Raw genomic sequence first — 18,541 nt, 5'->3', positions numbered from 1 at the left:
ATTTTCCGGGAGGTGGCTTTAATGAATGTTCGTACCGTTGTTGTTTCTGTCATCGCTGTGCTTGCTGCCGTTGGTCTCGTTTCTATGATGATTACCTCTCCCGGGCAGCTCGTGCGTCAAGTTATATTCGGTGTAATCACGACCGTAATTATCCTGTTTTTGCTCCGCCTGTTTATGCAAAATCGTGGAGGCGGCAACCGCCGGGAAGACCGTGCATATTCCAAAGCTGTAAAACAATCAAAAAAACGCCATACCGCTAAAACAAGTTATAAGCCTAAGACATCACGCTCTGTTTCATTTACAGCGAAGCCGAAAAAGAAAGCAGCCCGCCGCAAAAAAGCAGCCCATTTAACCGTTATTCAAGGCAATAAAGGAAAACGCGGTTCACGTGCTTCATCTGAATGACTCTGTCACCGTGCGTGGCAGAGTTTTTTACTCCCCTTACAATAATAGGAAAGAGCCGCTCCTGAATAAGGAGACGGCTCTTTCCTATATATTGGTTCTTCTTACAATCCGCATTTCAGCTGTGCGCCACAGTTGGTGCATGTGTTGCAGCCGCCAAGCTCTTCTACTGTTCCTTTACGGCAAACCGGGCATGTATCGCCGACTTCGCTGCCGATTGTCACATTAGTTGAACGAAGATCTTGAATTGTATCAATTAATACAACATGATTTTCATGTTCCTTTGGTTCTTGTTTCTCTTCTTCATCCCAATTGTTTTCTTCCGCTTTCAGCGTTAACACTTGAGAGTCACGGCTTCCATCCACGTAAACCGTTCCGCCTTTCGCGCCGCCTTTGTATAAACGCTCGTACACACTTTGAACCTGCTCAACTGTATAACCGCGCGGTGCATTTACCGTTTTGGAAATGGAGCTGTCGATCCAGCGCTGGATGACGCACTGAACATCCGCGTGTGCTTCAGGCGCCAGACCCATTGCTGTTACGAAATAGTCCGGCAATTGATCCGGATCCGCTTCAGGATTACGCTCTAAATAGTCATTTACAATATCCGCTTTCACTTCAATAAACTTGCCGAGACGTCCGCTCCGGTAATACGTGAAGGAGAAATAAGGCTCCAGGCCTGTTGATACCCCAACCATTGTTCCAGTTGATCCTGTTGGTGCAACTGTCAATAAGTGAGAGTTGCGAATGCCGTGTTCAATAATTGCTTCACGAACATGTTCAGGCATTTTTTTCATATAACCGGTGTTGATAAACGCATCGCGCAGACGATTTGTTTCATCAAGTGTTTCCCCTTCAAGAAAAGGAAAGCTGCCTTTTTCTTTTGCCAGTTCAACAGATGTTTCATACGCTGTCACGGCAATCGCTTCGAATACTTCATCAACAAGTGTATTGCCTTCTGGTGATCCGTATTCTTTTTCACAATAAATGAGCAAGTCAGCAAGCCCCATAACGCCTAGACCAACACGGCGTTCACCAAGCGCCTGCTTTTTGTTTTCTTCCAAGAAGTATGGTGTTGCATCGATGACATTATCCTGCATACGGACACCCGTGCGAACCGTTTCTTTCAGCTTGTCGAAATTCACTGTTTTTGTTTCTTTGTCTGCCATTTCGGCAAGATTCACGGCTGCCAAGTTGCAGACGGAAAATGGTGCAAGTGGCTGCTCACCGCACGGATTTGTTGCTACAACCTGCTGACCGTACGCTTTTGCATTTGTCATATCATTTGCATTGTCAATAAAGAAAATGCCTGGCTCAGCTGAGTATGTTGCACATACATTGATCAAGTTCCACAGTTCACGCGCTTTAATTTTGCGGTATGTGCGAATTTCATGACCTTGACGCTCCCACTCACGGACGTCGCCGACTTTATGCCAATTTTCATTGTAATTCGTCATTTCTTCTTTGTTGTATTTTTCAACAGCCGGGAAGCGAAGATCGTACTCCGCATCTTTTTCAACTGCATCCATAAATTCTTTCGTCAAGCAGATCGAAATGTTGGCACCGGTTAAAAATTCGGCGTTATGGACACTGTATGTACCGCCTGTACGAAGTTTTTCTTCTGCTTCTTTAAAGATTTCAGGGCTGAAGCCGCCGTAACCTGGAATGTTTTTATAGTTGATCACACCCTGGTACATTTGCTCTTCACGCTCTGTAAGCGGCTTGAAATTCAATTTGTCTTTTGCCGCTTTTTTAATTTGCTCATCTTCTGTGTTTTCAAGAAGGTAGCGCAAAATACGCGGATTTTGCATTTTTGAAATAATAAATTCAACAATGTCAGGATGCCAGTCCGCTAACATGATCATCTGAGCACCTCTGCGCGAACCGCCCTGCTCAACAAGGTGTGTCAGCTTCGCAATGTCATCAAGCCACGAAACAGAGCCGGATGATTTGCCGTTAACACCGCGCGCGAGCGTGTTGCGCGGACGAAGTGTTGATCCGTTTGTGCCGACGCCGCCGCCCCGGCTCATAATTTCCATTACTTGTTTCCGGTGTTCCGAAATACCTTCGCGCGAATCCGCCACAAATGGCATCACGTAGCAGTTAAAGTACGTTACATCCGTGTCTGCCCCTGCTCCGTATAAAACACGTCCGGCCGGAATAAAGTTTAAGCTTACAAGTTCATTGTAAAACTTGTCGAACCATTCTTTTTTCTTTTCTTCTGTTTTTTCTACAGAGGAAAGACCTGCTGCGTTCCGCTTTGCAATCTGCTCATAAAATACTTCGAGTGGTTTTTCAATCACATCAAGCCCGCGATGAACGATGCCTGTTTCCGCTTCTTCGGGATCATCAATAGCACTGCGGTATTCTTCATCGATTAAAATCGACGCTTTTTTTGCTTCACGGTCGAGTGACACGATAAAGCCTGTTCCCCGCGCAGGGAATTTTGGATCTTCTTTGATTGTTAAAACGACAAAATCGCCTTCAGACAATGTAATTTTTTCCGTATCTTTGAATGAGTACCGGTCAATCATGACAAGACGGGAGACGCCTTTGTGTTTAATCTTCATTTCCGGTGTGACAGGGAAAACCTGCGGGAAAATGCTGATGTCCTTGTTTAAATTGTCGATGTTAAGCGACATGTGCTGTGTGGACGTAGCGGACATGGAAACAACTCCTTTAATATTCTGTTGTGACAAAAAACGAAAACAAACACAAGATATTGTGTTTGTTTTTTTAATTACACTCTATATATTGATTGAGAGAACATAGTTTGTCAAGCCGCCAGTTCTTTCCTAAAACAAGAAAAAGCCTTTGACTTCAACTAAAATGGACAAAAAAATTTTATTTTTTTGCCGCAAACTATTTTTCTTATCTCCGAAAATTCCAGTCATCACTTTCATACCGCTCATACTGAATTTTATCAATTTGGCGCTTTTGTTCCTCTGTTAAAATAAGCGGTTCAAGATGAATATTTAATCCTTCTTCAAACCCTTTTTTAAATGCACTTCGGGCTTCATTTAGTGTCACCCGTTCGGAACGAAGTGCGTTAATCGCAACAGCCTTATCCTTAAACGCACGTTTCATTCGATCTTTTACCCGGCCGCTTGAATAGTGAAACAAGCTGAACAGTTTATCTTCATCAATATCAAGCAAAATAGAGCCATGCTGTAAAATGACACCCTTTTGCCGGGTCTGTGCGCTGCCAGCCACTTTTCTTCCCTCTACAACGAGCTCATACCAGCTCGGTGCATCAAAACAGACACTAGAACGTGGATTTTTCAAACTGGCTTTTTCTTCTTCGGTTCGTGGCACTGCAAATTCTGCATCCAGCCCAAGCGCCCGAAAGCCTTGCAGCACACCTTCAGAAATCACTCTATATGCTTCTGTAACGCCCGCTGGCATGTCCGGATGCTCTTCACTGACAATGACGCTGTATGTCAGTTCATGCTCGTGCAGTACCCCTCTGCCGCCAGTTGGCCGCCTGACAAAGCCAAGTCCATGTTCTTTAAGTGCCTCAAAGTTCACTTCTTTATCCGCTTTTTGAAAGTATCCAATTGACAGTGCCGCCGGCTCCCATCCGTAAAAACGGACAACAGGTGGAATTTCACCCTGGCTGTGCCAATCTAAAAGCGCTTCGTCCACGGCCATATTATAAGCCGCGCTTTGATTTCCAGTATCCAGAAAAACCCACGTTTCTTTCGTCATGTTATACGCCTTCTTTTCATTGTAAATTCCCTCAACTAGTCTATCAAATTGAAACCGAAAATCAAAGGCGAACACACTTCTTTTTAAAGAGAATTTTCTTTTCATCTGATAACCATACGGATATAATAAAAGAAGCAGTTTATTCGAAAGGGGAACACCACGTTGCTTTATTCTATTGCCGCAGTGCTTGGCGTGATTATTTTGTACGCGCTCTTCATGTACTTTTCTCAAAAACGGGCGGTGAAACCGCTCAGCCAGGAAGAATTTATACAAGGATACCGGAAAGCGCAGCTGATTGATGTGCGTGAACCGAATGAATACAATGGCGGCCACATTTTAGGCGCCCGCAACATCCCAGTGACTCAAATGAAACAGCGCATGAAAGAAATTCGTACAGACAAGCCTGTTTATTTGTATTGCCAAAGCGGCCTTCGCAGTGGCCGTGCAGCCCAAATGCTCTACAGAAAAGGATACCGGGACATATACCACCTGCAAGGCGGATTTAAAAAATGGACAGGAAAAGTAAAAACGAAATAAAAAAACAGTTCTGCAAATGCAGAACTGTTTTTTTATCTATATATATGTATTTGATTTATCATTCTGGGACAGACTAGGTGCAATACTTTGAAAACAGAGGAGGCTTTGATTAAGATGAAGCCCACCATAGTGTACGATAATTCATGGGAGAACGTTTTCGAAAAAGAATTGCAAAATGCGTCTTCGCCTGGAAGCTGGTCTCTTTTCACGTTAACCGCGGAGACGAAAAACCGTATTCTTCCTTCTGATTTTAATGGACTGCTGGCACCTGATTTCCTCCCGCACATTCAGTTTCTTCCCCATCAAATCAAAACAGCACAAACAGTCATGGAAGAAATGAATGGCACTGCGATTTTGGCCGATGAAGTTGGTCTTGGCAAAACCATTGAAGCGGGTCTCATTTTAAAAGAATACATGTTACGGGGACTTGTTTCCCGTGTGCTTATTTTAGCACCAGCTTCACTCGTGAGCCAGTGGGCGAAAGAATTGCGGGATAAATTTCAGATTTTCGCACTGGTGCAGCGAAAAAAACCCGACTGGTCATGGAATGGCGTTCAAATTGCGTCGATCGATTCAGCTAAGCAGGCAAAATTCGCGGATGTCTTTACGGATACACTGTTCGATATGGTCATTATTGATGAAGCACACCGATTAAAAAACCCGGCGACAAAAAATCATCAATTTGTCAGCCGCCTGAATAAAACCTATTGTTTGTTGCTGACGGCCACCCCGATACAAAATAACGTGGATGAATTATTCCACCTTGTCTCTCTGTTAAAACCGGGTCTATTTGGCAGCAATGGATTCTTTCAGACTCAATTTAAAGATGGAAAGCGATCCGTTCAAAATCGGGATGCTTTTCACGCACTGCTCAGACAAGTAATGATCCGCAACATTCGAACGGATGTAGAACAACAGCCGATTAAACGCTTTGTACAGACGATTCGTATTACCCCTTCGAAAGAAGAAAAAGCCTTTTATGAATCGCTGGCTGACTGTCTGCCAGGCGCAATCACACTGCTGACACTGCAGCGAGAAGCATGCAGCAGCAAATATGCCGCTCTCGCTACCTTAATAAAGCAGGAAGGATTCACCCAAACAAACACTGCCGCTCTCGCGGATGCCATTAAACAAAACTCAAAAGCGGACAAAGCACTCGACATTGTAAAACAGCTAAATGAAAAAGTACTCATTTTCACCCAATACCGGGCAACACAGCAATATTTGGAACTATTCTTTCGTTCACATGATATCCCTGCCGTGTCGTTCCAAGGAAACTTTAAAAAAGGAAAAAAGGATTGGATGATTGAGCTTTTCAAAGGACCTGCACGCGTGTTAATTGCAACTGAAGCCGGAAGCGAAGGATTGAACCTGCAATTTTGCCGCCACGTCATTAATTTTGATTTACCGTGGAATCCGATGAAGCTGGAGCAGCGAATCGGCCGCGTTCATCGTTATGGACAAAGCCAGGATGTCTATATTTACCACCTTGCTTATAAACAATCGGTTGAAGACCGTATGCTGGCATTGCTTTATGAAAAGATTACCCTTTTCCAAACAGCTATTGGAAAAATTGATAACATTTTGGATCAAAACTGGATTGAAGACCATTTGAAAGACGCTTTTCATACGTCGAAAAGTGTTGGCGAGTGGGAAATAAAAATGCAAAACCTTGCCGCTGTATTGGAGTGATCAACGATGATGCCTTTTCTTCGCACATTTTTTAACGCTTGTGAATGCCGTATCCTTGCAGAATCAAATGACTCACTGACCGTCCAGTTAACCGAGGAAGCAGACCGCTCTTTGATGAACCGGCCATTTTATTGGCATTACAAAGATCAGCTTGGGCAGCCCGGCGACCCGCTCGTCGTTACGTTTTTCACAAAAGACCCGGGCCGGCTGCTCAAGCATCAGGAAGAATATATGACCTTTGGCTCGCCCCGTTTCCATCAGTTTCTTTTATATGCTCAAAAAAAATCAGCATTTATTAAAATGTACGAAACAAGCATATCTTCAGAAACCGTACAGCTGGAACCCTGGCTGTTTGTCCATTTTCATCTTTCTTATGAAGCAAACGGTAAAAAAGAAAAGCTTGTCCCGCTTGCCATTCATTTAATCAGCGGAACTTTTTCAAACAACTTTTCAGACACATTAACTTCCTTATCTATGAGCCATATGATCTCGCCGTATCATTATGTCCTCTCGCCGCTTATTACACCTGTAAGCGGCTTAAATAGAATGAAAAAAAAACTGTGGCACGACATCCTGCAGGAAGAACACGATTGGGCCAAGACCGCTCTTGAAAAGCAAAAAATAGAATTAACGATTCTTGAAACTTTTTTTGAACAAAATGAGGAAGACAAGGCCCATTTTGAACGCGAGAAAGCGGCGATCATGCGCCGCTTCGAACCAGTAATCCATATCTCAGTTTTAAACGGCGGTCTGTTTTATATTGCTCAAAATAGAAGTTAATTTTATTCAGCCCGCTTCACAATCGACAGGTCTTTCCTATTATAATAATAAGTGGCGCTAAAAATGTTTTCTTCATGAATCGTGGTAATCCGAATCTGTCGGTCTTGTTCTGACATTTCTATTATATCAATACTGGTTGTCCCTCTATTCGTTTCCATAATAAAAGAGGCCGGGTCTGCCTGTGATAAAACATCCCGAAGCGCCATGAGTTCGACGATCCGCATTTCGTAATAATCGGTTAAATAATCGGCAGTCCTCCATTTTGTTACAGATGAATCTACAGTTGAAATAGATGCTGCCATAATCAACACAAGAATCAGCAAAATGTGCGGATAGATCATTCCGTGCTGACGATTAAGGTGCTTCTTTATGCAATGAATGAATCGATGCACCTTCCTCTTCTCCATTTGAAAACGTAACGTGAATATATAAATTTCCTCCTTCAATTGAAAATGTGGCGCTTTCTACGTTTTGCAGCATGATTTCATGTCCCTGCCCATTCACCTGCCGCCTGATTTTGTCATTGTATTTATTAATGGACACGATCGAATCATTCAAATCGACAGGTGAATATTGCAGCCTTGATGCAGATAAATGCCAGTCTTGCGATACGTGCATTTCATTGCGCAGTTGAATGATAAAAAGTTCCCACTCCATATTCTTTTCTGCTTTAGCGGCTTCGATTGTCCGATAAGCGCCGTCGTATAAAAGTGGGATGGACGCCGCACAGGCAGTGAATACTATTAAAACAATCAACGCCTCGAGCATTGTAAACCCATTACTGTTCCACCACACATGTCGTTCTTTCTGCGATCGCCACACATGCTTTGGACTTTCCATTCGTTTCTTTCCACACAATTTCGCCTTTAACCGTTGATTGATCCAAATCGTAAACAAATGAAGCGTCTGAAAAAATTCGAGACTCTGCTTCTTCATACAGCTTTCTCATTCCTTCCTGATGCTCCCAACGCCAAGACGTTTCTTCTATTAACTTCATACAAAAAGGGAGAAGAACTGCCGCTCCTATGAAAAAAGCGGTTAATGCCAGGATACTTTCAGCGAGTGTCATTCCTTGTTCATTCTTCCACAAAATAAAAACGACCCCTTCCGATTTGAAATACGAGCCTGGTGCTCTTTTCTTCACTCGTAAAGTAAATGGAGCCGAACCGATTTGTCGTACCCGTTCGCAAAAAAGTGAACGATCCAATACTTCTTTCATCATGAATAAAACGATTTGGGATTTTACGCTTTGCGATCATCTTCCTTGGCTGCTCCAGCGTATAAATGTGATAGTCGTTGCGCTCATCTTCAAAAAAGTGAACGACAATATTTACTTTTTTAGCAATTGCGTATGCTTGTGCTTCAAATAAGTCACGCTCGACCTGCTGAAAAAATTGACGATCGTTCACATTATCTGCAATGCTTCGAAGCGGAATTAATGCCGCAGCGAGACAGACCATAAAAACCGTTAGCACGATCATCATTTCAAGCAATGTAAATCCAGATTCTTTACGTACCACTGGCCGAAACAGTTCCTTCCGCATCAAGAGTTACAGTGCCGCCGCCCGGGCAGGTCGTTTCATCCTCCCTCAAGTATCCGTCGGTCACAAGTGTATCAATTGAAGAAGGCAATGAATCGTTGTCAATCTGATACGCCTGTACTTGGCCCTGCACCATGTGAATAAACGCGTCGCACCCTTTTGAATTAATGTTTTTGCTTTGCTTCGCCACATTTGGAATGGCGATAAAAAGCAGCACCGTAATGACAAGTAAAACAATCATCATTTCTATCAGCGTGAACCCTTGTTCATTTTTTATTATTTTTTTCATCGTTTGTTCCTCCTTCACTATACGGATCCGATCATCTCAAACATCGGAAGCATCACCGACAAATAGACAGCCATCACAATCGTTCCAATGATTAAAAAGACTGCCGGCTGAATAATACCGGTCAATTTTTTGATTTTGTCTTCAACAATTCGATCACAAAACTCAGCGTAAAGAAGCAGTTCTTCACCCAGCCTGCCATTTGCACCCCCGTGGCCAATTAAGGCGGACAGTTTTCCGTCAAACCATGGGATCGCGGCGATTGCTTCCTGTAAAGTTTCTCCTGTCATTAACCGGTCATTTATTTTCTTTGATGCGGCACAAAGCATCGGATAAATCGTCTGTTCTTCAAACACATGCAACAGCTCATTGACCGCAAATCCGCTATTTAACAGCTGAGCTGACTCCCGTGCAAACAGCCGGGTAAAATACAGTTGAAAAAACGATCGAATATATGGAATTTTTGACAGCATATCTGCTTTCTTATGCGGTGAAAGCATTTTGTAGCGGGCGTAGAGAAAAAGATAAATACCTGTTAGGGCAGGTATAATGAGAAGAACTGCCGGTGGCGCCCATTGAAGAAAAAAAAGCAGAAGAGCGATTATTCCTTCAGGCTTATAACCCATTGAAGCATGTAAATCGTGGAACTGCGGAAGGACGAATGTGTTTAAAACAGCTAATAAAATGATGAGTAATGCAATCAAAAAAACGGGGTACTGCAAAAGCCTGATGAATTTTTCTTTTGATTGTTCTGATTTTCTCCACTGGTTTCCGGCATGAACGAGTGTTTCTTGAACATTTCCATGTTGTTCAGCGAAAAAAACCTGCAGACATATAAGCGATGGGACATTTAAAACGGGCAATATTTCATGAAGCGGTGTTCCATCTTGAAGCGATGTTCGAATCGCAGCTATTTGTTTTTTGTTTATTCCAGGAATGTTCATCATTAAAAAATCAACTGCATCCCCGATCGTAAATCCTTTCATTAGCATTTCACCGAGCCTGGTAATGAAATCAGCGCTATTTTTCGCTGACAGCCTCTTCTCCAAAATGCCAGCGCGACCACTCTTCATACGTGATGAATCCATATGCCACCCCCTTTCGCAATTCGTCTTTCAGCCTTTTGTAAGTAGATAATGTTCTTCCTTCTGCGACCTCCTTCAGCGCCTGTCCGGCCAACAGCTCGCAAATAATCGCCTGGCGTATTTTCTGTGTGCATCCCTCTTTACAAGAAGTGCCACACTCCGGACAAAGAATGCGAACGAGCCGCTGCGCGGTAATACCAGTTATCGTTTGAGTAATTTCATGACGTGAAACGCCCAGCTCTATCAGTCTTCCAATAACGCCATCAGCGTCACGGGCATGGATTGTCGACAAAACTAAATGACCTGTCAGCGCACTTTTTACAGCTGCTCGGGCTGTTTCTTCATCCCGTATTTCTCCAACCATAATGACATCGGGATCATGGCGCAAAATCGCTTTTAAACCGCTTGAATACGTAATGCCCGCTTTTTCATTTACTTGTATCTGCACAAATGAATCTTGTTGTTTTTCAACCGGGTCTTCAAGCATAATGACGTGTTTGTTCAGGGTGGCTGCACAATGCTGGATCATGGAGTAAAGCGTGGTGGATTTTCCGCTTCCAGTTGGACCGCTAAGCAGAATAAGGCCGTTTGAATGGTTTAGCAGTGAAGTTAGTTTCTTTGCTGTATAAGGAAATAATGTCAGTTCTGAAAGAGATGGAACATGTTCTTGAGGCAAAATACGAATGACGAGGCTTTCTTTGTGAGGGACAGCGGGAAGTGTTGAAATTCGCAATGATAAAGGGAGACCATTAATCAGCTGCCGAAAAGAGCCGCTTTGGGGTTTTCGTTTTTCACCAATGTCCATTGATGCGGTAAACTTTAAATACGCGATAAGCCGTTCACCTTCACGAATCGAAAATGAATCGCTTTTCGATAACTGCCCGCCAGTACGCATTTTCATTAAATAACCATTTGTTTTTGGCATTAAATGAATATCGGTCGCCTGCATACTGACAGCTTCAGCAAGCATTTGTTCCATTTTTTGTTCGACTTGCAAGTCATCACCTTCTTTCTTTTTCAGCATACTATAAAAATCTGAATATTTCATTACATTTGAGTGTATTTACAAAACTTTAACAAAAAAGCCTTTAAAGCAAGTTTGCTTTAAAGGCTTCGGGTGATTTTAATGTCCGCCGCTTCCTGGCGTCATCATGAACGTTGACCAATATGTAAATCCTGCAAAGAAAACGGTCAAGTACGCGCCAAAAACATAAATGTACATGCGCTCAGAAAGACGTAAATACCCTAATAACAAGAAAAATCCAGTTTGACCGAGGAAAAGCAATGCGGTAATATTCATGTGCCCGAGATAAAACATTAATGCAAAAATCCCGGTCCAGAATGCCATTACGCGAAACATCCGATCCATTATGTATCTCCCCCCTTTATGGACTTGCTCCATCAATATCATATTATAAAGGAATAGACACGGAATTGTAAACGTTTCTTTCCATCAGTTTTTGACGATTGCATGATACGTACAATCACTGCATCCATTACCATTGTTGTTTTTGGTTAAAAAACGATTCTCCAAATAAAGACTCCAGCACCCCCTGCAAAAAAGGCTTTATGAATCCGGCAGACCGTCCGCTTTTCCAGCAGCTTTATATACTTTTTTAGGCTGCTCGCCTTTTCCTGTTTTGTATAAAAAAGAACCAATTAAATTCACATCTTCGAGTTTGGCTAAATAAAGACGAGCCACATTTGGATGAAAGTTAAATTCTGAAACAACATCCTGAACCGTCACTTCTGAGGGGTTTTTAAGATGTATTCATAAATAGAATAACACGCAGGATCTGCAAGTGTATCCGTAACTTTTAGTATTGTATTCATTATTATCACCTCAATAGCTTTTATTTATTATAACCAACAATTTTATGGTGAAAAAATAATAAAAGCCATGCTTTATTTTGTATTACGAAAATATTCACAATTTTAAAGTTAAAATATGTACAACTATTGTGTAAGTATTGTATAGTATATTTAAGATAAAAAGAAAGGAGACTATCCAATGTCTGCCGTTACTTTTTTTACGTATCCCAGCTGTACTTCGTGCAGAAAAACAAAAAAATGGCTTTCCTCTCATTCCGTTGATGTTCAAGAACGTCACCTTTTTCGCGAAACACCGACAAAACAGGAACTTTTAAAACTTTTATCAATGTCCTCTGAAGGCCTGGATGAGCTGCTTGCTACTCGCAGCAGCACGTTTAAATCATTAAATATGGACGTGGATGATATGCCATTATCCGCTGTGATCGACTTAATTATTCAAGAACCCAAGTTGCTGCGCCGTCCGATCTTAACGGATGGAGAAACAATTGTTGTTGGATATAATCTTGAAAAACTAAGAAGCTTAACAAAAAAGAAACAAGTCATGAAATATACAGGGTAACCTAAAAAAGAGAACACCATTGCGGCGTTCTCTTTTTTAAAATCCGTTTAAAAATGGATTACTGTCCATTTCTGCAATAATGGACGTTGCTGGTCCATGACCAGGGAGCACAATCGTTTCTTCCGGCAAAGACATAATTTTTTCATGGATACTGTCAATCAAGATCTGGTGATTGCCTCCAGGAAGGTCTGTACGCCCGATGCTGCCCATGAACAGCGTATCCCCTGCAAATAAGGCGCCGCCTTCTTCAAAGTAATATGAAAGGCTGCCAGGTGAGTGTCCTGGTGTATAAAGAAGCTGCAATTTAAAAGGGCCAACGGTCAGTTCTTTTTCTTGATCAAGAATAACGTCTGCCGGAGGAGCTTTGATTGTCCCCATTCCAAACCGGGCTGACCCATTCAGGGCTGGATCTTCAAGCCACTGTTCTTCCTCCTTATGAAGGTAGACAGGGATATCAAACTTTTGTTTAAGCGCACCAATAGCACCAATATGATCAAAATGGGCATGTGTCAGTAATATAGCGATTGGCTTCAGCTTGTTTTCGTTCAGCCACTGAACCAGCTGCTCTCCTTCCGACCCCGGATCAAAAAGAATACACGTTGATTCATGTGAAAGTACATAGCAATTTGTTTGTAATGGACCAAGCGGCAATTGAGTCCAATCCATATGATCTCCACCTTTCTCATTATCCTTCTGTATCGTAACAGGAAATCGCTGTTGATAAAAGAATTATCCGCTTTCACTCTCGACAAATATAAAAAAAACTTATACAATAGGGTTGTGTTTTGCAATTACATAGTTCTTTTTTATTGATTCATTATAGAAAGGGGTCTGAAACGATGAACGGTTTAACAATCATTTTCGCACTTGTTACTATTCTTTCTGTATTTAGCACAATCAGTGCGTTAAAAAACAAAAACCCGCTCGGCATTTTCTTTGGACTTGGAACGGCTGGTGTTATCGGCTGGTTCACCATTATGACCATTTTGAACCACGGCTACCCAGCAGCCCATTAAAAAAAGCACCTGACATTGATCGGGTGCTTTTTTTATGCAAAAAAACTGCCTCGAAAGGCAGTTTTATTGTTCTTTTATCGCAGAATCTGGATCATAAAAGCGAAGCAAATCACCATAAATTACTCGATCCGAATAATTTAATTCTGCTGCGGCTTTTTCAATGTAAGGTGTACAGTAGGTTGCATCGGTCTGTTCACCCGTTGCTTTATCCCAACAAGCATCCCCCGCATACACATAATCTTCTGTCACAAAACGACCATCACGGAATGCAGCGAAGTTTTCGTGGTCTTCAGACAGCAAATCCTGCCCGAACTGGACGTCACCTTTTGTGTCAATTCCAAGAAGATGCAATAAAGTTGGACGTACATCTACTTGTCCGCCTACCGTAGAAATTTCTTGCCCATCCACTCCTGGAATATGAATCATAAATGGTACTTTTTGAAGCTCTGCCGATACGTAAGGCGTTACTTCTTTGCCAAGATACTGAGCCATCGCTTCATTATGATTCTCAGAAATACCATAGTGATCACCGTACAAAACGATAACAGAGTCTTCATACAGACCTGCTTCTTTTAAATCTTCCACAAATGTTTTCAATGCTTCATCCGTATAACGTACTGTTACGAAATACCGGTTTAATGTGCCGCTGTTTGAATTAAATTCATCGATCATTTTATCTTCTTCATCATAATAGAACGGGTGATGATTTGTGAGAGTAATCATTTTTGAGTAGAACGGCTGCGGCATTTCTTTCATTAAGCCCACCGACTGTTCAAAGAATGGCACATCTTTCATACCCCAGTTTACACTGTTGTCTTCATTAACCTCGTAATCATTCACATCATAAAAACGTTCATAGCCGATCGCATCATACATAATATCGCGGTTCCAGAAGCTTTTATTATTCGCATGCATCGCATTTGAATAGTAGCCGTTTTCTTCAAGCTTTTCAGCCATTGAATTAAATTCATTGCCTGAATGTGTAAAGAAAACCGCTCCACGGCTCAGCGGATAAAGCGAATTTTCCGTTAAAAATTCTGCATCGGATGTTTTTCCCTGTCCTGTCTGATGATAGAAATTCGTGAAGTTTAAGCTTTCTTTCGCAAAATCATTTAAAAATGGGGTAATTTCCTGGCCATTGACTTTATTGTTCATTACAAAAGCCTGTGTTGATTCAACCGATACCATAATTAAATTTTTTCCTTTTGCAGCACCGAACAATTCATCATTTGGCGCTGCATAATTTGCATCAGAAAAGTTTCCGATTTCCGTTAACTCACTGCCGTCTGCCAGCGCACGCTGAGCAGAAGATTTAGATTGAAGGAAAATATCATAAATGTGATAGTTAAATGTACCAATATTTTTCACGAGCATTTCCCGGTCAAACGTTCTTGTTAACAACTGCGGACGTTCAATTTCCGCCAATCCAAGATTTAAAAACATAATCGCAGCAGCTGACAAAAAGTAAGCACGGCGGCTCATTTTTGACATTGGGCGGAATTTCACAAACGATGGTTTAAATTTAAGCAGAAGAAATAAAATAATGACATCTGCAAAATACAAAATGTCAGCTACGTTAAACTCTTCTGTTACACTATTGCCAAGATCAGCAAAGTTACTTGTTTGAAATAAAAGCGGCATCGTAATAAAATCGTTGAAAAAACGGTAAAAAACAACATTTGCAAATAGCAGGAAGCTTAAGAAAAAGCTCATACCAAGCAAGTAGCGATTGCGTGCTTTATCGCTTTTAAAGAAAAAGCCGACACCCATTGCCAGCATAATAAAGCTGAGCGGGTTAATCAGTAAAATAAATTCTTGCAGCGTGTTTTCAATGTCCATGTTAAAACTTGTTTTATAGACGACGTATGTTTTCATCCATAAGAACAAAACAGCGACAGCAATAAGCGAGATGTTGCTGCTTATTGTTCTTTTCATTTTTCCAGCCTCCTCGTTACATCTGTAACAACGTTCAAGGGTTAAAATCTTTTTAACCTTTTGTAAATCACCTTTCACAATCTTAATACTTTTTTTACAAAAAATCAAACAGAATGCCATAGTAACTCTTTATAATAGTTTCATGACGATTCCGCTTGTTCAATCATACGCATGAAATCTAAAAAAGTTTCATAAAAAAGCCAGCCTTTTAAAAAGGCTAGCTTTGAGAGTGTAGACAAAGTCAGAAAACAGGCTGATTGAAAACGTTTGTCTTTCAAGAAGCGCGGCCGGATGGGAAACGGAGTGACCTTTTTGGGATCATGAGCATTCGCAGCCGGCAAGCGACGCCGAAAGCGAGCGTTTGTCAACAGCCTGAAAGCCAGCCCTTTAAAAGGGCTGGCTTTCATTTTGTTAAACCGTCATGACTTTTGCTAAATATGCGGCACCAATTACACCTGCATCGTTGCCAAGCTGCGCTTTTTCCAGCGAAAGCACATCCATCGCACGTGGGAATGTAAACTGTTTTACATATGCTTCTAGAGGCAGCAGGAGGGCTTCTCCTGCCTCTGATACTCCACCGCCGATCACAATCTTGGCTGGGTTAACAATGTTTGCGATATTCCCAATAGCAAGACCTAAATAAAAAGCACAGCGATCAATCACACGTTTGGCCGCCTCATCACCCGCTGCAGCGTGTTCGAATACGGTTCGGGCATCCGGGGCCTCTTTTCCTTCTTGTTTGTACAAGTTTACAATTCCGGTAGCCGAAGCAACCGTTTCAAGGCAGCCATGCTTGCCGCAATTACAAAGGAATCCATTTTCCGGCTCAACGGTTATATGGCCAATTTCTCCGGCTGCCCCGTTAACGCCTGTGATAATCATTCCTTTTGACACCACGCCGCCGCCAACGCCTGTGCCAAGCGTCACACAGACAACGTCTCCCGCACCGCTTCCTGCGCCCCGCCACATCTCACCAAGTGCCGCACAGTTCGCGTCATTTTCGATGAAGACAGGCAGTTCAATAGCTTCTTCAAGTAATTTCTTTAATGGATATCCATTCTGCCAGCCAATGTTAACGGCCCCTGAAATTGTTCCGTCTATCGGATCAGCAGGACCCGGAGCGCCGACACCCGCTGCTAACACGTCAACAGTCGTCAGCCCATCTGCTGCCAATTCTGCATAAAAAGAACGGGCAATGTCGCCAACAATACGAGCGCCACTATCTGACCGGTCAGTCGGAATGGACCATTTACGAATAATGTCTCCTTCTGTCGTTAAAAAAGCCATTTTAATAGATGTGCCGCCAATGTCAAAAGCAGCAAGCCGTTTTTCTGCCATAATCACTTCTCCTGTTCTTTCTCTTTTTCGATTACAATCTGCCGGCGCAATAAAAGCAGCGCCATTTGGTATTCCTTTAGTTCAATCAGCTGAGACTGATAGAGATCCCTCAACTCCAGCTCCATCACTTGCAGATCCGCCACCCGGTTGCCGATATACACAAAAACACCATAGCGTTTTAGCAGCTGCTGAACATCAAAAATTGTTTTCATATTTTCACCCTGCTTTTATTCATTGGTCAATTCACCGGCAAGATCTTTATACACTTGCTCACCGGGTGCATACTTTATCGCTGCTTCCACAGATTTTACAGCTTCGTTCCGATTGCCTTGTTCAGAATAAATAAGTGCTAAATTATAATGGGCTTCGTGAAAATCTTGTCGTAAAGAGACCGATTGTTTAAAGTGATTTTCCGCTTTTGCCAGCCGCCCGTCTCCCGCTTCGAGATATCCGAGATAAAAATACGTCTCAGCAGAAGGCTCACCGCCACCTTCAATAAAGCTGGCCAAAATTCGTTCTGCCTCCTGAGCATTTCCAGCGTCCAGTTCTTCCGCTGCTCTTATATTGACGGATTGCGCATCTACTGCAGCATATCCATGCTGAAACCCGAAGAATAATCCAGCACTGGCTAAAGCCAATGCAGCTGCTAAAAAAGCCGTTTGCTGGAGCAGCCGGCGTTTTTTCGGAAAGTGAACGATGCCTGCCGCTAAAAATCCACCGATCAAGCCCCCGATATGACCTGCATTATCAATGCCCGGTATCGTAAATCCAAAGGCAAGATTAATCCCTATGACGCCAAGCACATTCATTCCCATGGTCCTGAAAAACAGCTTTGGCTTCGTGACACCAAAATAGAGAAGTGCACCAAACAAACCAAAAATGGCACCGCTTGCGCCTGCGGACAAATTGGGCGTCAGTAAAAAGCTTAACAAGCTTCCTGTGAAGCCAGAAAACAAATAGATCCAGAGAAACCGCAATCGGCCGTATATTTGCTCAACAGCTATTCCTAAATAATATAAAGCCAATGAGTTCATCAAAAGATGCAGCAGCCCAATATGCAAAAAAACCGGTGTAATAAAGCGCCACCATTCTCCTTCTAAAATAAGTGGATTGAACTTTGCTCCAAATTGAATGAGTACTTCTGTATTGGTACTTCCACCGGCAAGTGTCATAAGCAAAAACATGATGATGTTAAAAGTGGTAAAAATATAGGTGAAAAAAGGCTTCCCATAATGAAAAAAACGCTTTTCTTCTTCTTTTCGCTTTACCTCATGCGATAATACTGCCCGCTCATAGGCCGTCGCTTCGTCTTCTGCCCCATCAAAATCTTTATGCTCTGGAGCCGGTGACAAAATGGTTTCCAGCTGTTGAAGAGGCCCTGTAACTTCATCTTCGGTAAATAGAAGTGTCGATACTTTCATTTTTCCACTTTCAGCTGGTTTAATAAAAGCTGAAAATTCATCAACCGGTGCATGAGGCGACACAATGATATTTAATATAGAAAGTTTTCGCTTCCCTGCTTGCTTTCGAAATCGTTCTCCAAACCACAGTGTTTTCTCAACATCCCGCCTGAGACCCGCTGCCCAGCCAAGATTTTGCCGGGAAAGCCTGATCATCGCCGCTTCTTTGATTGAACGATTTTCCAGCAGCATTTCGCTTCGATCCTGGCTCAGCCTTACCAGTATATATTCCTGTTCAACGACAAGAAAATAAGCAAGCCGCCAAAAAATCACATCTGTTCGCGTTGTCATTTCATCACTACTTTCGTCCATCCTGTTGATACCACTATAACGGAACTAATTCGGACGGTAAAGAAAGAAGGATCGTTT

The 18,541-nt window shown here is 42.4% G+C and carries 22 protein-coding genes; 6 read left to right on the top strand and 16 right to left on the bottom strand.

Annotation, left to right across the window (positions count from 1 at the left end; translation table 11 throughout):
* Positions 1 to 21 precede the first annotated feature (21 nt).
* Positions 22 to 405: an SA1362 family protein gene (locus BA724_RS12485; RefSeq protein WP_069938987.1), complete on the top strand. Its 384-nt coding sequence runs from the start codon at positions 22 to 24 to the stop codon at positions 403 to 405.
* A gap of 101 nt (positions 406 to 506) precedes the next feature.
* Here the strand turns inward: BA724_RS12485 and BA724_RS12480 are convergent, their stop codons facing one another.
* Together BA724_RS12480 and BA724_RS12475 are read right to left on the bottom strand one after the other, a co-directional pair.
* Positions 507 to 3,068 (bottom strand): vitamin B12-dependent ribonucleotide reductase, encoded by a 2,562-nt coding sequence (locus tag BA724_RS12480; protein ID WP_069938986.1) that lies wholly within the window; start codon positions 3,066 to 3,068, stop codon positions 507 to 509.
* A gap of 205 nt (positions 3,069 to 3,273) precedes the next feature.
* Positions 3,274 to 4,110: a lipoate--protein ligase family protein gene (locus BA724_RS12475; RefSeq protein WP_069938985.1), complete on the bottom strand. Its 837-nt coding sequence runs from the start codon at positions 4,108 to 4,110 to the stop codon at positions 3,274 to 3,276.
* Between the two features lie 216 nt (positions 4,111 to 4,326).
* Between BA724_RS12475 and BA724_RS12470 the strand changes: the two genes are divergently transcribed.
* From BA724_RS12470 to BA724_RS12460, 3 genes are all read left to right on the top strand, one after another.
* Positions 4,327 to 4,647, top strand: a complete 321-nt coding sequence (locus tag BA724_RS12470) for a rhodanese-like domain-containing protein (protein WP_069939249.1) — start codon at positions 4,327 to 4,329, stop codon at positions 4,645 to 4,647.
* 114 nt (positions 4,648 to 4,761) lie between these two features.
* On the top strand, positions 4,762 to 6,339 hold the full coding sequence (locus BA724_RS12465; RefSeq protein WP_069938984.1) for a DEAD/DEAH box helicase: 1,578 nt from the start codon (positions 4,762 to 4,764) through the stop codon (positions 6,337 to 6,339).
* Between the two features lie 6 nt (positions 6,340 to 6,345).
* Positions 6,346 to 7,119: a YqhG family protein gene (locus BA724_RS12460; RefSeq protein ID WP_069938983.1), complete on the top strand. Its 774-nt coding sequence runs from the start codon at positions 6,346 to 6,348 to the stop codon at positions 7,117 to 7,119.
* Positions 7,120 to 7,121: 2 nt separating this feature from the next.
* On the opposite strand, the gene BA724_RS12455 is transcribed toward BA724_RS12460, so the two are convergent.
* The 9 genes from BA724_RS12455 to BA724_RS12415 all read right to left on the bottom strand — a co-directional run bounded on the left by BA724_RS12455 (position 7,122) and on the right by BA724_RS12415 (position 11,778).
* Positions 7,122 to 7,511 (bottom strand): hypothetical protein, encoded by a 390-nt coding sequence (locus tag BA724_RS12455; RefSeq protein WP_141719936.1) that lies wholly within the window; start codon positions 7,509 to 7,511, stop codon positions 7,122 to 7,124.
* Complete coding sequence (comGF, locus tag BA724_RS12450) at positions 7,474 to 7,914, bottom strand: competence type IV pilus minor pilin ComGF (protein WP_169818547.1); 441 nt, start codon at positions 7,912 to 7,914, stop codon at positions 7,474 to 7,476. Before comGF ends, BA724_RS12455 begins: the two co-directional genes overlap by 38 nt.
* Positions 7,898 to 8,209: a hypothetical protein gene (locus BA724_RS18640; RefSeq protein WP_069938980.1), complete on the bottom strand. Its 312-nt coding sequence runs from the start codon at positions 8,207 to 8,209 to the stop codon at positions 7,898 to 7,900. The genes comGF and BA724_RS18640 overlap by 17 nt, the downstream gene beginning before the upstream one ends.
* Positions 8,196 to 8,639, bottom strand: a complete 444-nt coding sequence (comGD, locus tag BA724_RS12440; RefSeq protein WP_069938979.1) for a competence type IV pilus minor pilin ComGD — start codon at positions 8,637 to 8,639, stop codon at positions 8,196 to 8,198. Before comGD ends, BA724_RS18640 begins: the two co-directional genes overlap by 14 nt.
* Entirely contained in the window at positions 8,629 to 8,949 is a 321-nt protein-coding gene (comGC, locus tag BA724_RS12435) for a competence type IV pilus major pilin ComGC (protein WP_069938978.1), read from the bottom strand. The genes comGD and comGC overlap by 11 nt, the downstream gene beginning before the upstream one ends.
* A 17-nt stretch (positions 8,950 to 8,966) precedes the next feature.
* Positions 8,967 to 10,034 (bottom strand): competence type IV pilus assembly protein ComGB, encoded by a 1,068-nt coding sequence (gene comGB, locus BA724_RS12430; RefSeq protein WP_083256215.1) that lies wholly within the window; start codon positions 10,032 to 10,034, stop codon positions 8,967 to 8,969.
* Positions 9,967 to 11,028, bottom strand: a complete 1,062-nt coding sequence (comGA, locus tag BA724_RS12425) for a competence type IV pilus ATPase ComGA (protein WP_069938976.1) — start codon at positions 11,026 to 11,028, stop codon at positions 9,967 to 9,969. Before comGA ends, comGB begins: the two co-directional genes overlap by 68 nt.
* Before the next feature lie 126 nt (positions 11,029 to 11,154).
* Positions 11,155 to 11,400, bottom strand: a complete 246-nt coding sequence (locus BA724_RS12420; RefSeq protein WP_045850965.1) for a DUF2626 domain-containing protein — start codon at positions 11,398 to 11,400, stop codon at positions 11,155 to 11,157.
* Between the two features lie 198 nt (positions 11,401 to 11,598).
* Positions 11,599 to 11,778: a helix-turn-helix domain-containing protein gene (locus BA724_RS12415; RefSeq protein WP_069938975.1), complete on the bottom strand. Its 180-nt coding sequence runs from the start codon at positions 11,776 to 11,778 to the stop codon at positions 11,599 to 11,601.
* A 264-nt stretch (positions 11,779 to 12,042) separates the two neighbouring features.
* On the opposite strand from BA724_RS12415, the gene BA724_RS12410 reads away from it, so the two are divergent.
* Positions 12,043 to 12,423, top strand: a complete 381-nt coding sequence (locus BA724_RS12410; RefSeq protein ID WP_069938974.1) for a Spx/MgsR family RNA polymerase-binding regulatory protein — start codon at positions 12,043 to 12,045, stop codon at positions 12,421 to 12,423.
* Positions 12,424 to 12,459: 36 nt separating this feature from the next.
* Here the strand turns inward: BA724_RS12410 and BA724_RS12405 are convergent, their stop codons facing one another.
* A complete protein-coding gene (locus tag BA724_RS12405) occupies positions 12,460 to 13,089 on the bottom strand; it encodes an MBL fold metallo-hydrolase (RefSeq protein WP_069938973.1) in 630 nt (209 codons plus the stop codon).
* A gap of 173 nt (positions 13,090 to 13,262) precedes the next feature.
* On the opposite strand from BA724_RS12405, the gene BA724_RS12400 reads away from it, so the two are divergent.
* Positions 13,263 to 13,439 (top strand): DUF2759 domain-containing protein, encoded by a 177-nt coding sequence (locus tag BA724_RS12400; protein WP_069938972.1) that lies wholly within the window; start codon positions 13,263 to 13,265, stop codon positions 13,437 to 13,439.
* 63 nt (positions 13,440 to 13,502) lie between these two features.
* On the opposite strand, the gene BA724_RS12395 is transcribed toward BA724_RS12400, so the two are convergent.
* The 4 genes from BA724_RS12395 to BA724_RS12375 all read right to left on the bottom strand — a co-directional run bounded on the left by BA724_RS12395 (position 13,503) and on the right by BA724_RS12375 (position 18,484).
* Entirely contained in the window at positions 13,503 to 15,374 is a 1,872-nt protein-coding gene (locus BA724_RS12395; protein WP_069938971.1) for an LTA synthase family protein, read from the bottom strand.
* A gap of 411 nt (positions 15,375 to 15,785) precedes the next feature.
* On the bottom strand, positions 15,786 to 16,712 hold the full coding sequence (locus BA724_RS12385) for an ROK family glucokinase (RefSeq protein WP_069938969.1): 927 nt from the start codon (positions 16,710 to 16,712) through the stop codon (positions 15,786 to 15,788).
* A 2-nt stretch (positions 16,713 to 16,714) separates the two neighbouring features.
* On the bottom strand, positions 16,715 to 16,924 hold the full coding sequence (locus BA724_RS12380) for a YqgQ family protein (protein WP_069938968.1): 210 nt from the start codon (positions 16,922 to 16,924) through the stop codon (positions 16,715 to 16,717).
* A gap of 15 nt (positions 16,925 to 16,939) precedes the next feature.
* The gene (locus tag BA724_RS12375) at positions 16,940 to 18,484 is read right to left on the bottom strand and encodes a rhomboid family protein (RefSeq protein WP_245676200.1); all 1,545 of its coding nucleotides are present in this window, start codon (positions 18,482 to 18,484) and stop codon (positions 16,940 to 16,942) included.
* Positions 18,485 to 18,541: the final 57 nt, after the last annotated feature.

Source organism: Domibacillus iocasae (assembly GCF_001750285.1).
Classification (GTDB): domain Bacteria; phylum Bacillota; class Bacilli; order Bacillales; family Domibacillaceae; genus Domibacillus; species Domibacillus iocasae.
This window is presented reverse-complemented; position numbering and strand designations above follow the sequence as displayed.